This window comes from Streptomyces atriruber, from assembly GCF_001418325.1.
Lineage (GTDB): Bacteria > Actinomycetota > Actinomycetes > Streptomycetales > Streptomycetaceae > Streptomyces > Streptomyces atriruber.
Map to the genome: position 1 here is coordinate 1 of NZ_LIPN01000408.1, position 11,508 is coordinate 11,508.

11 protein-coding genes are annotated in these 11,508 nt (G+C 73.7%); 5 read left to right on the top strand and 6 right to left on the bottom strand.

Translation table 11 applies throughout. From position 1 onward, the window contains the following. Positions 1–115 precede the first annotated feature (115 nt). Complete coding sequence (locus AOK03_RS33840; protein ID WP_055569205.1) at positions 116–925, top strand: enoyl-CoA hydratase/isomerase family protein; 810 nt, start codon at positions 116–118, stop codon at positions 923–925. 124 nt (positions 926–1,049) lie between these two features. Continuing rightward, positions 1,050–1,646 (top strand): hypothetical protein, encoded by a 597-nt coding sequence (locus tag AOK03_RS33845; protein WP_079075126.1) that lies wholly within the window; start codon positions 1,050–1,052, stop codon positions 1,644–1,646. Positions 1,647–1,656: 10 nt separating this feature from the next. On the opposite strand, the gene afsK is transcribed toward AOK03_RS33845, so the two are convergent. Together afsK and AOK03_RS33855 are read right to left on the bottom strand one after the other, a co-directional pair. Next, a complete protein-coding gene (afsK, locus tag AOK03_RS33850) occupies positions 1,657–4,041 on the bottom strand; it encodes a protein serine/threonine kinase AfsK (protein ID WP_055569206.1) in 2,385 nt (794 codons plus the stop codon). 205 nt (positions 4,042–4,246) lie between these two features. Next, complete coding sequence (locus tag AOK03_RS33855; RefSeq protein ID WP_055569207.1) at positions 4,247–5,113, bottom strand: VOC family protein; 867 nt, start codon at positions 5,111–5,113, stop codon at positions 4,247–4,249. A 168-nt stretch (positions 5,114–5,281) separates the two neighbouring features. On the opposite strand from AOK03_RS33855, the gene AOK03_RS33860 reads away from it, so the two are divergent. Beyond that, on the top strand, positions 5,282–5,929 hold the full coding sequence (locus AOK03_RS33860; RefSeq protein WP_055569208.1) for a TetR/AcrR family transcriptional regulator: 648 nt from the start codon (positions 5,282–5,284) through the stop codon (positions 5,927–5,929). Between the two features lie 171 nt (positions 5,930–6,100). Here the strand turns inward: AOK03_RS33860 and AOK03_RS33865 are convergent, their stop codons facing one another. Beyond that, positions 6,101–6,577: a nitroreductase family deazaflavin-dependent oxidoreductase gene (locus AOK03_RS33865; RefSeq protein WP_055569209.1), complete on the bottom strand. Its 477-nt coding sequence runs from the start codon at positions 6,575–6,577 to the stop codon at positions 6,101–6,103. Beyond that, a complete protein-coding gene (locus tag AOK03_RS33870) occupies positions 6,577–7,860 on the bottom strand; it encodes an acyl-CoA dehydrogenase family protein (RefSeq protein ID WP_055569210.1) in 1,284 nt (427 codons plus the stop codon). Before AOK03_RS33870 ends, AOK03_RS33865 begins: the two co-directional genes overlap by 1 nt. Before the next feature lie 205 nt (positions 7,861–8,065). Here AOK03_RS33870 and AOK03_RS33875 point away from each other — a divergent pair, with 205 nt between their 5' ends. Then, the gene (locus AOK03_RS33875) at positions 8,066–9,274 is read left to right on the top strand and encodes a thiolase C-terminal domain-containing protein (RefSeq protein WP_055569211.1); all 1,209 of its coding nucleotides are present in this window, start codon (positions 8,066–8,068) and stop codon (positions 9,272–9,274) included. Between the two features lie 84 nt (positions 9,275–9,358). Then, positions 9,359–10,144 (top strand): pyridoxine/pyridoxamine 5'-phosphate oxidase, encoded by a 786-nt coding sequence (locus tag AOK03_RS33880; protein WP_079075127.1) that lies wholly within the window; start codon positions 9,359–9,361, stop codon positions 10,142–10,144. On the opposite strand, the gene AOK03_RS33885 is transcribed toward AOK03_RS33880, so the two are convergent. Together AOK03_RS33885 and AOK03_RS33890 are read right to left on the bottom strand one after the other, a co-directional pair. Then, positions 10,122–11,018 (bottom strand): GNAT family N-acetyltransferase, encoded by an 897-nt coding sequence (locus AOK03_RS33885; RefSeq protein ID WP_055569212.1) that lies wholly within the window; start codon positions 11,016–11,018, stop codon positions 10,122–10,124. The two genes, AOK03_RS33880 and AOK03_RS33885, sit on opposite strands and share 23 nt — an antisense overlap. Continuing rightward, on the bottom strand, positions 10,973–11,449 hold the full coding sequence (locus tag AOK03_RS33890) for a Zn-ribbon domain-containing OB-fold protein (protein ID WP_055569213.1): 477 nt from the start codon (positions 11,447–11,449) through the stop codon (positions 10,973–10,975). Before AOK03_RS33890 ends, AOK03_RS33885 begins: the two co-directional genes overlap by 46 nt. Between the last annotated feature and the right edge of the window lie 59 nt (positions 11,450–11,508).

Below are 11,508 nucleotides of genomic sequence, written 5' to 3' on the forward strand. Positions count from 1 at the left end.
GCATCCGCCTGGTCGGCAATCTGGTCGCCACCCCCGACGCCCCCCTGAACTCCGTCGCCCCGGACCGGCTCCGCATCGGCGCGAAGGTGCAGGTCGCCTTCACCGAGCTGGACGGATGCACGGTTCCGCGCTGGCTCCTGGAGCGGCCGTGAGCGCACTGCGCACGACCACGGACAAGGAATCGGGCGTGGCGGTCCTGACCCTGGACCGCCCCGAGCGGCACAACGCGATCGACGTGCGCACGGCGGCCCGGCTGGCACAGACCTGGCGGCAGTTCCGCTTCGACGACACCGTGCGGGCGGTGGTGGTGACGGGCGCGGGCGAGCAGGCGTTCTGCACCGGCATCGACCGGGACGCGGACGTCCCCCAGCCCGCCTCCCCCTACACGATCGACGATCCGCTGATCGCGATCGGCCCGAAGGCCAACGACCTGTGGAAGCCGGTGATCGCCGCGGTCAACGGCATGGCGTGCGGCGGCGCCTTCTACCTCCTCGGGGAGGCCGAGTTCGTCGTGGCGGACGAGCACGCCACGTTCTTCGACCCGCACACCACGTACGGGATGGTCAGCGCGTACGAGGCGATCCACATGGCGCAGCGCATGCCGTTCGGCGAGGTCGCGAGGATGGCGCTGATGGGCACGGCCGAGCGGGTCTCCGCCCGGCGCGCGTACGAGACCGGCCTGGTCTCCGAACTGACCGCGCCCGGGGGCGCCTTGGCGGCGGCCGTCCGCGCCGCCGAGACCATCGCCGCGTACCCCACGGAGGCGGTGCAGGGCACGGTGCGGGCGGTCTGGTCGGCGAAGGAGGCGGCCCGCACCCAGGCCCTGGCGCACGCGCCCCATCTGATCGCCCTGGGCAACCTGCCGCCGGACCGGCAGGCGGAGCTGTTCACGCGCCGCAGGAGCGGGGACTTCCGTACGAGGTGAGTACAGGGGGAGGGAACCGGCGCCGGAAAGCCGTCGCATGGCGAGCCGCACGCACTCGGCGTAGCGTCGATCTTGAGAGACGCGTACGGATGCGCACAGCGAGTCGCGCACGAGGAGGCCCCGGATGGTCCGCAACGTCCTCGGGTCGATCCTCGCTCTCGCCGGAGCGACGGCCGCCGTCCGGAGCCCCTTCCGAGCCTGGTACGACGGCCGTCTCGGGCGTCACTTCCGCATCGGCGAGCTCTTCTCGGGCGCCGGGATCACCGACACGAAGGCGGAACTCTTCGGTTCGCTCTTCCTGCCCTTCGCCTTCGCGGCGCTCCTGACACTGATCGGCGTGGCCCTGAGGTCGCGGCTGCTCGTGGCGGTCGCGGGCGTGCTCGTGCTCGGCTTCACGGTGCTGTGGATGGTCCGCCAGGGCCAGGCGGAGGGCAGCCTCGCCGTCGCCGGAGACGGCTCGGGCCTCGGCCAGGGGCTGCTGAGCAGCTTCGGTGGCGGGGTGGCGCTGCTGCTCGGCGCGGCGGTCATGACGGGGCGGGCGCACGGACGCGGACGCGGGTTCGGACGCCGTGCACCCGCAGAACGGGACCCGGCTCCGGCGGAACGGGACCCGGCCCCGGCAGACCCCCCGACCTGGCAGGACCGGCCCTCCGCGCCCCCGGCCTGGCAGGACCGGCCCTCCGGGCCCCCGGCCGCCTGGCAGCGGCCACCGGAGCGCTGACGCCCCGCGGCTACGGCCTCGGCGACGTCCCCGTGCCCCGCTCCGCGTCCAGCGCGTACACACAGCGGTCCTTGCTGCACGCGTACACGACCCCGTCGCGCACCACGGGCGCGCCCGTGATCTCGCCGCCCGTGGCGAGCTTCCAGCGGAGGCGGCCGTCGTCCGCCTTCAGGGTGTACAGGAGGTGGTCCGTGGAGCCGAAGTGGATGCGCCGGTCGGCGACGACGGGCGCGCCGACGACCTCGCCGCCCGCCTGGAACCGCCACTTCGGCGTGCCCGTGACCGCGTCGAGGGTGTAGAGGCCCTTGCCGCTGCCCACGTGGACGTGGCCGTCGGCGACGAGGACCGGCTCGATGGAGGAGCGGGACTCGGTGGCGATGCGCCAGCGGTCGCGGCCGTCGGTCGCGTCGAGGGCGTACACCGTGCCGAGGTAGTCGGCGAGGTAGACGCCGCCGCCCGTCACGGCGGGCCCGGGGGCGAAGGCGGGCGGGCAGAGGAAGGCGGCGGGTGCCTCGAAGTGCCAGCGGACGTGACCGCCCGCCACGTCGATCGCCAGGACCCGGCTGCCCGCGGCCACGTACACGTACCCGTCCTGCGCCTGGGTGAGCCGCACCGGCACGCCCCCGCAGGAGGCCGCGTCGCCCACGGGGTACGACCAGCGTTCCTCGCCGGTGCGTGCCTCCAGGGCCCGCAGCCTTGCGTCCTTCCAGACGTACACCGTGCCGTCGAACACGGCGGGCCCGGCCTCGGGCATCTCGAAGTCGGTCTGCGCGCCGGTGATCTCCCAGAGCTTCTCGCCGTTCACCGCCTCCCACGCCTGGACGCCGCCGCCGCGGGTGCCCGTGACGACCGTGCCCCGGTCGGCCTGGAGGGAGTACACCCAGGCGTCCGTAGGCAGCCGCCACAGGTCGGAGCCGTCGGCGCCGTCCAGGGCGTAGAGCGTGGGCCCGTCGGAGGCGTGGATGCGGCCGTCGGCCACCGCCATGGACCAGGCGACGTCCCGGGTCTTGAAGCTGCGGCGGCCCGTGCCGACGTCCAGCGCGTGGACCTCGAAGGACGTGACGTAGACCAGGTTCCCCGCGACGGCGGGGGTGCCCCAGACGTCGTTGGACATGCGGAAGCGCCAGGGCCGCCAGCTGCTGGCCCCCGCGTCGGGCGCCGGGGCGGGGGCGGGCACCGCCGCGGCGGCCGGGTCGACGCCGTTGCCCGCGGCGCGATGGGGCGCGGACCGGGACCAGGAACCGGCGAGCCCGGGATCGGCGGGCACGGCGGCGGAGCGCTGTCCGGCCACCCGCGGCCCGGGGCCGATCGGCACCTTCGCCCCGGCGAGCCGCACGGGCCCGGCGTCGGGCGTGACCGCGAAGGGCTGGGACGGCTGGTGCGGCGGCTGCTGCGGGGGCGGCGGCGCGGTGACGGGCGCGGCGGACACGGCGGGGGCGGCGCCCCGGCCGCCGCTGCGGCCCGCGGCGGCGGGCACCCTGGCCGGCGGACGGCCGCCCCTGCGGGCCTCGATGAGCGCGACGGCCCGCTCCGGCAGCCAGGCGGACGCCGTGCCGCTGTCATCGTTGTCGGCGCTCTCGGAGGCGAAGAGGTGCGGCGCGAGCTGGGCCTGGAGGTCGGCGGGGGTGGGCCGCAGCGCGGCCTCCATCTGCATGCACGTCTCGATGAGCGGACGCAGCTCGTTCGGGAGCCCTTCGAGGTCAGGGCCTTCCCTGAGCAGCATGAAGACGGTCTCGACGGGGTTCGCGCCGTGGAAGGGCGCGTGCCCGGTGGCGGCGAAGACGAGCATCGAGCCGAGCGAGAAGACATCGCTGGCGCCGGTCACGCTGCGCGAGTCCTTGGCCTGCTCGGGCGACATGTACGCGGGCGTGCCCACGGCGACGTTCGTCATGGTCAGCCGGGTGTTGGAGACGCCGGACGCGATGCCGAAGTCGATCACGCGCGGCCCGTCCTCGACGACGAGGACGTTGGACGGCTTGAGGTCACGGTGGACCAGGCCCGCGCCGTGGATGGACTCCAGGGCCTCGGCCACGCCTGCCGCCAGCCAGCGCACCGCCTGGGTGGGCAGCGGCCCGTGTTCATTCACTATTTCTTCGAGGGAGGGCGCGGGGACGTACGCCGTGGCGAGCCAGGGCACGGCGGCCCGCGGATCGGCGTCCACCACAGCGGCCGTATAGAAACCGGACACGGCGCGGGCCGCCTCGACCTCGCGCGTGAAGCGGACACGGAACAGCTGGTCCTCGGCGAGCTCGGTCCGTACCGTCTTGATCGCCACGCGCCGTCCCGACGCGGAGCGCGCGAGATAGACCAGGCCCATGCCACCGGCGCCCAGCCTGCCGAGGACCTCGAACGGGCCGATCCGCCTCGGATCGTGCTGCGTCAGCTGATCCACCACTTGCCCTGCCACCTCCCCGTACGCGGCCGCCGAAGAAGACAGCCCCGTGCAGCGTCTCACCACCGAGCCGCTACGGCGGCACGCACCCTGATTCTTCCTGTCCGAGGCGGCGGTGGCGAACCCGGGGCGGGATCGGGGTGTCTACGGACAAAACCCCGCCTTCGAGCCGCTCTCCCGGCCGTCCCGGGGCCCTGCCGACACCCGCTCAGCCCTGAAGGACCGCGAATGTCGCCCCTTGATTGTCCGTGAACACCGCGATCCGACCGTACGGGGTGTCGGTCGGCGGGGCCTGTACGCGGCCGCCGAGCCGGGTCACCGTGGCGGCGCTCGCGTCGGTGTCGGCGACGCTGAAGTAGACGAGGAAGTGCGCGGGCATCCGCGCGGGGACGTAGCGGTCGGAGACGGGGGCGGCCGGGGCGGGAGCGGCCGATGAGGGGGTGGCCGAGGTGGGTCCCGGCAGCAGGCCGCGGCCGCCGATCGCCGTGTCCGGGCCCGGCTCGGCGCCCGCGGGCGACCAGATCCGGAAGTCCTCGCCGTCGAGGTCGAGGTCCAGGCCGCCGTATCCGAAGACCTGCTCGTAGAACGGGTCGACCAGGTCCTTGTCCCGTGCGTACACCTCGGTCCAGCAGTACGACCCGGGCTCCCGCTGCTTGCCGAAGCCGTGGTGCGTGCCGCCCTGCCAGAGCCCGAAGACGGCGCCCTCGGGGTCGGCGGCGAGCCCCATCGAGCCGAAGGGCCCCACGGACATGACGTCCGTGATCATCGAGCCGCCCGCGCCCTTGATGCGCCCGGCCAGCGCGGCGGCGTCGGGGCTGGCCAGGTACACCGTCCACACGGTGGGCATGCGGCCGTCGGCCTTGGGGGCGAGCGCGGCCACGGGGAGGCCGTCGCGGTAGGCCTGGGCGTAGTGCCCGTACGCCGCCCCGGGGGCACCCGCGCCCGCGTCGAAAGTCCACCCGAAGAGCTCACCGTAGAACCGCTTGCCGCCCTCGACGTCGGGCAGCATGGCGTCGACCCAGCAGGGCACGCCCTCCGCGTATCCGCCCCCTGTGTCCCGCTGCGCGTAGTCCATGGCAGTCAAGCTAGCCGCCCGCCCCGGTCCGCGCAGCGCCAAGATTCGAACGCTTGGCTGATTTTCATGGGGTGCGCGACGGGTGCGCCGTCCGCCGCGCTCATGCGCCTCAACCCCATTTGCACTCGGCCGAATCGCGCTCCGATCACCCCTCGGTAAGCTGACGGCATGACAGGACAGGTACGTACCGTCGACGGCCGCGTGGCCGGTCGGCGCGGTCAGGCGACGCGTCAGAAGCTGCTCGACTGCCTCAGCGAGATGCTCAGCTCCTCGCCCTACCGGGACGTCAAAGTCATCGACGTCGCCCGGAAGGCGGGGACTTCACCCGCGACCTTCTACCAGTACTTCCCGGATGTCGAAGGCGCCGTTCTGGAAATCGCGGAGCAAATGGCCGCGGAGGGCGCCGAGTTGACCCAGCTGCTCGACGGGCGCTCGTGGGTCGGCAAGGCGGGGTGGCAGACCTCCCAGGACCTGGTGGACGGCTTCCTCGACTTCTGGCGCAAGAACGACGCGATCCTCCGGGTCGTCGATCTGGGCGCCGCGGAGGGCGACAAGCGCTTCTACAAAATCAGGATGAAGATCCTCAACTCGGTCAACAACTCCCTTACGGAAACCGTCAAGGAGCTCCAGTCCAAGGGCAAGGTCGACAAGGACGTGAGCCCCGCGGCGATGGCGGGCTCCCTGGTCGCGATGCTCGCGGCGGTCGCCTCCCATCAGCGCGGCTTCCAGACGTGGGGCGTGAAGCAGGCCGAACTGAAGCCGAACCTGGCGATGTTGGTGCATCTGGGCGTAACCGGAAAGAAGCCGACAAAGTAGCCCGTACGCTCCACGAGCTCTGAAGGCGGCCCGCGCCCCTTCACCCCGGTCCTGTCAGCCCGACGGCGGATCACCTCGGTGATCCGCCGTTGTGGTCGGGACAGCGCGCATCACTCGGCGCGCATCACTCAGAAACGCATCACGTGGCGCTCAGCACGTGGCACTCAGCACTCAGCACCTGCGCTCCAGACGGAACAGCCGTATCTCCCGCTCCACCCGGGCCTGGTACGCGGCGTACGGCGGCCAGAACTTCAGCGCCGCAGCCCAGACCTCGGCCCGCTCGTCGCCCGACAGGAGCCGCGCCCGCACGGGGATGTCGGCGCCCCGCCAGTTCACCTCGGCGTCGGGCCCCGCGATCAGGTTGGCGGTCCACGCGGGATGGCCGGGCCGCCCGAAGTTGGATCCGACCAGCACCCAGCTCTCCCCACCCTCCTCCGGCATGCAGGCCAGCGGCGTCCGCCTCGGCACCCCGCTCTTGGCCCCTCGCGCGGTCAGGATGACGCCGGGCAGCATCTGCGCGCTGAGCAGCACCTTGCCCCGGGTCAGCCGGTGCACGGTCCGGTCCATGGCGGGGATGAAGTGCGGCGCGACCTTGGCGAAGGCGCGGGTGGACGACACCTTCTGCACCAGCCGCAGCCCGACCGCCATCAGCCGGCCTTCCCGACCGGCGCCTTCTCGGACGACGCATGCTCGGGCGACGCATGCTCGGACGACACCTGCTCGGGCTCAGGCGATGCCTCCTCGAACAGCCCGGCCCGCTCCGCCGCCCGCGCCCGCAGCCGGTGCACCGGCCCGAACAGGAGGTCGTCGCCGGACGCCCGCTTGAAGTACAGATGCGCCTCGTGCTCCCAGGTGAAGCCGATGCCGCCGTGCAGCTGCACCGCTTCGGACGCGGCGGTCCGCAGCGCGTCGAGCCCCTGCGCGAGCGCGAGCCCACCGGCCCGCTCGGCGCCCTGCCCGCCGAACCCGGCGGCCTCCGCGCCCGCGGCCCACGCCGCGTAGTAGGCGGCCGACCGCGCCGCTTGCACCTGTACGTACACGTCGGCCAGGCGGTGCTTCACCGCCTGGAAGGAGCCGATCGCGCGCCCGAACTGCTCCCGCTGCTGCACGTACTCGACCGTCCGCTCCAGCGCGCGCTCCGCGGCCCCGACGGCCTCCGCGGCGACGACGGTGGCCGCGACGTCGCCCACGGCGCCGAGCGCGGCGGGCACATCGGCGTCGTCGACGCCCAGCAACTCGGCCTCCACGTCTCGCAGTTCGACGCGGGCCTGCGTACGGGTCTCGTCCAGGGCGGTCTGCCGGGCCCGCACCATGCCGGGCGCTCCCTCCCGTACGAGGAAGAGGAGCGTACGGGACCGGGCGAACCCGCCCGCGTGCGCGGCGACCACCAGCAGCCCGGCGCTGTGCCCGTCGATGACCTGCTCGGCCTGTCCGTACAGCCGCCACACCCCGCCGGAGAGCCGCGCCTGCACGCCGCCCGCGCGGCCGCCGCCCGCCCAGTCGCCGCGGTTGTCCCCGACGAGGCCGAGCGCCGTGGCGAGCCCGGTGCCGGGGACGGCGAGGGCGGCGGTCAGCTCGCCCGCGGCGATGCGGGGCAGGTGGGCGGCGCGCTGCTCCTCGGTGCCGAGCGCGAGGACGAGCGGGGCGGCGAGTACGGCGGTGGCGAGCAGCGGGGTGGGCGCGAGGGCCCGTCCCAGCTCCTCCACGCCGAGGGCGAGTTCCGCGGCGGTGCAGCCCACGCCGCCGTAGGTCTCCGGCAGCGCGAGTCCGGGCAGCCCGAGCTGTTCGGCGAGGGCGCCCCACAGGGCGGTGTCATGACCGTCCGGCGTCCGCACCGCCGCCTTGACCTCGTCGGGCCCGCACCGCTTGGTGATCACTTCACGAAGAGTGCGGCGGATCTCGCCCTGCTCCGCACTGAAGGCGGCGTCCATCGGCAGGCTCCTCCCCCGGGCACGGAAGGCCCGGACCCGAATCTGACGGGCCGTCATGCTAGGACGGCGGCGGCGATATGCACAGAGAGCCGACGTCACACGAAAGGCACGGGGTCGACGTCACACGAAACGCACGGGGCCGACGTCACGCGGACGCGACGCGCACCCCCTCCCGCGAACCCGGATCTGATGTACCGTCAGATTCATGCCAACTGCCGTACCGAGCAACACGTTCCGTACCGCCGCGCCCACCGCGCCCCGCAAGGTCGCCGTCGTCGGTGTCGCGCTCTCGGACTGCGGCCGGGTCGACGAGGCCACGCCCCAGGCGCTGCACGCCCAGGCCGCCCGCCGCGCGCTCGCCGACTCCGGGCTCGGCCGCGACGTCATCGACGGCATCGCCTCGGCGGGCCTCGGCACGCTGGCGCCGGTGGAGGTCGCCGAGTACCTCGGCCTCAAGCCCCGCTGGGTGGACTCGACCTCGGTCGGCGGCGCCACCTGGGAGGTCATGGCCGCGCACGCGGCGGATGCGATAGCCGCGGGGCGGGCGAACGCCGTGCTCCTCGTCTACGGTTCCACCGCCCGCGCCGACATCAAGGCGAGGCGCCGCACCTCGAACCTCTCGTTCGGCGCGCGGGGCCCGCTGCAGTTCGAGGTCCCGTACGGGCACTCCCTGATCGCGAAGTACGCGATGGCCGCGCGCCGCCACATGCACGAGTACGGCACGACGCTGGAGCAGCTCGCCTCCGTCGCCGTGCAGGCGCGGGCCAACGCCGCGACCAACCCGGACGCGATGTTCCGCGACCCGATCACGGTCGACGAGGTCCTCGGAGGACCGATGATCGCGGACCCCTTCACCAAGCTGCACTGCTGCATACGTTCCGACGGCGGCTGCGCGGTCCTGCTCGCCGCGGAGGAGTACGTGCAGGACTGCGCCGCCGCACCGGTGTGGGTGCTCGGCGCGGGCGAGCACGTCTCGCACACGACGATGTCCGAGTGGGATGATTTCACGGTCTCCCCGGCGGCGGTCAGTGGCCGCCTCGCCTTCGAGCGCGCGGGGGTGCGGCCCGCGGACGTCGACATCGCGGAGATCTACGACGCCTTCACGTACATGACGCTGGTGACCCTGGAGGACCTCGGCTTCTGCGCGAAGGGGGAGGGCGGTTCCTTCGTGGAGAAGGGCCGCCTGCTGCGGGACGGCGAACTGCCGACCAACACGGACGGCGGCGGCCTGTCCGCCCAGCACCCCGGAATGCGGGGCCTGTTCCTGCTGGTGGAGGCGGTACGACAGCTGCGGGGCACGGCGGGCGACGGCCAGGTCAGACGCCACGACGGCACTCTGCCCGAGCTGGCGGTGGCGTCGGGGACGGGCGGATGGTTCTGCTCTTCGGGGACGGTGGTGCTGGGGCGGGGCTGAGGCGCCCGGCACGGCCGAGGGCTGAAGCCTCCAGCACGGCCGAGGGCCGAGGCCCCGGCACGGCCGACCGGCAACAATCACCGCATGACGACACCAGACCCGCGCCCCACCTCGGCACCCTCCACACCCTCCACGTCCTCCACGCCCTCTGAGACCTCCGCGTCCTCTGAGACCTCTGGGTCCTCCGCGTCCTCTCCGTCCTCCACTCCGACCGGGTTCCAGAAGCTGCTGAGGGCCCAGCGGGTCTGGGACGTCGACCTGCCCGCCTTCGACCCGGCGACCGACGCGCCCTCCGCGCCGCTGCCCCTGTTCCACGACTGGTTCGCGTCGGCGGTGGCGGCCGGGCAGCCCGAGCCGCACACCATGGGTCTGGCGACGGTCGCGGAGGACGGCAGCCCCGACGTGCGGACCGTGATGCTGCACGACGCGGACGGCCGCGGCTGGCACTTCGCCTCGCACGCGAGCAGCAGGAAGGGCCGCCAGCTCGCGGCCCGCCCGGAAGCCGCCCTGCACTTCTACTGGCCGACGCAGGGCCGCCAGATCCGCATCAGGGGCCGGGTCACCACGGCACCGCACACCGAGAGCCTCGCCGACCTGCACGCCAGGTCGACCGGCGCCCTGGCCGCGGCGCTCATCGGACGACAGAGCGAAGTCCTGGACACATACGCAGAGTTGGCACGCTCGTCCGAGGCGGCCTGGGAGCGCGCCCGGGCGGAGCCGGACGCGGACTCCCCGACGTGGACGCTGTACGTCCTGGACCCGGTGGAGGCGGAGTTCTTCCAGGGAGACGCCCGACGCCGCCACGTCCGCCTGCGCTACCGCAAGGCGGACGACGGCGACGACTGGGTCAAGGAACTGCTGTGGCCGTGAAGTCCCACTGCGCGTGGTCCCCGGCAGGCCGGTACCCGATGCGCTGATAGAGCCCGTTGCTCGTCGGGTTGGCCAGGTCGGTGAAGAGCAGGACCTCCGACGCGCCCGCGTCGACCGCGGCGCGGGTGACCGCGACGGTGGCGGCACCCCCGTATCCGCGGCCGCGGAAGGCGGCAGGGGTGTAGACGGGGGTGACGCGGACCTGGCCCGCGACGCGGCGGGTGGCGCCGGCCAGGGCGACCGGCGTGCCCTCGGGGTCCTCCCAGAGGGTGGCGCCTCCATAGGCGATGCGGGAGTCGGCCCACTCGCCCGGTTCTATCACGGAGCGTTCGCCGACGGCCTCGCCGAACTCCTCGTGCCAGCGCGCCAGCAGGCCCCGGTCCGCCGCGGTGGCGACGCGGGCGCGACCGGCCGGTGCGGGTCCCGGCGGGGTGAGGGTGCCGAGCCGGTACAGGCGTTGACGCCTGCCGAGGGTGACCGCGGCTCCGGTATGCTCCTCCCAGGCCCTGGCGAACGCCTCCGCGGTGGCCTGCTCGGAGGCGACCCCGGGCAGGTCCGGGCCCGCCTCGGCGAGCTGCCGGGCGAGGGCCGCGGCGGCCTCGGGCGCGACGGGACCGAGGGCGACGCGGCGCGGAGGGGTTCGGACGAAGGCGCCCCGGACGGCGCCGTCGGCGTCGGCGTACGTCCCGAAGAGGGGCGCCCCGTCGCCGTACGTCCGGAGCCCGCGCACCCGCAGGGTTTCGGCGACGCCGAGCACCACGGTGTGCAGGGCGGGTTCGGAGTGCAGGAACTCCCCGGCGCGGTCGAGGAACCCGTCGAGGTCGGTGGTCAGCTGCCAGACGGAGTGTTCCGTGGGTTCGGGTTCGTTGGGCATGAACCATGGTCCCCCGGCCGGAACACCGCGACCGCCACCCCTTCCGCCGCCGACCGGAACGTCACCTCCACCGGCATCCCGATCCGCAGCGCGCCCTCCTCGCAGTCGACGACCTCCGTCATCATGCGCGGGCCCTCGGCGAGGTCGACGACCGCGGCGACGTAGGGGACGCGGCTGCCGAACGGCGGCAGGTCGTTGCGGTGCACGACCGACCACGTGTAGAGCGTGGCCCTGCCGCTCGCCTGCTCCCAGGAGACGTCCTCGCTCCAGCAGCGCGGACAGAACTCGCGCGGGTAGTGATGGGCCGCCCCGCACGCCCCGCAGCGGCGGATCAGCAGGCGCCCTTCGGCGGCCGCGTCCCAGTAGGGCCGGGTGAAGGCGTCGGCCTCGGGAAGGTCGAAGCGCGGCTCGGTGCGGTGTTCCGTGCTCATGAGAGAAGTCCGATCGCGTTGTCGGGGGCCGGGACGAAGAGGGCGGAGCAAGGGAGGGG

Bases quoted from the DNA above. Each gene is read 5' to 3' on its own strand.
- AOK03_RS33885 (WP_055569212.1), bottom strand. From the start codon at position 11,018: ATGCCCAACGAACCCGAACCCACGGAACACTCCGTCTGGCAGCTGACC.
- AOK03_RS33880 (WP_079075127.1), top strand. From the start codon at position 9,359: ATGACGACACCAGACCCGCGCCCCACCTCGGCACCCTCCACACCCTCC.
- AOK03_RS33875 (WP_055569211.1), top strand. From the start codon at position 8,066: ATGCCAACTGCCGTACCGAGCAACACGTTCCGTACCGCCGCGCCCACC.
- AOK03_RS33855 (WP_055569207.1), bottom strand. From the start codon at position 5,113: ATGGACTACGCGCAGCGGGACACAGGGGGCGGATACGCGGAGGGCGTG.
- AOK03_RS33890 (WP_055569213.1), bottom strand. From the start codon at position 11,449: ATGAGCACGGAACACCGCACCGAGCCGCGCTTCGACCTTCCCGAGGCC.
- AOK03_RS33870 (WP_055569210.1), bottom strand. From the start codon at position 7,860: ATGGACGCCGCCTTCAGTGCGGAGCAGGGCGAGATCCGCCGCACTCTT.
- AOK03_RS33840 (WP_055569205.1), top strand. From the start codon at position 116: ATGCACGGTTCCGCGCTGGCTCCTGGAGCGGCCGTGAGCGCACTGCGC.
- AOK03_RS33845 (WP_079075126.1), top strand. From the start codon at position 1,050: ATGGTCCGCAACGTCCTCGGGTCGATCCTCGCTCTCGCCGGAGCGACG.
- AOK03_RS33860 (WP_055569208.1), top strand. From the start codon at position 5,282: ATGACAGGACAGGTACGTACCGTCGACGGCCGCGTGGCCGGTCGGCGC.
- AOK03_RS33865 (WP_055569209.1), bottom strand. From the start codon at position 6,577: ATGGCGGTCGGGCTGCGGCTGGTGCAGAAGGTGTCGTCCACCCGCGCC.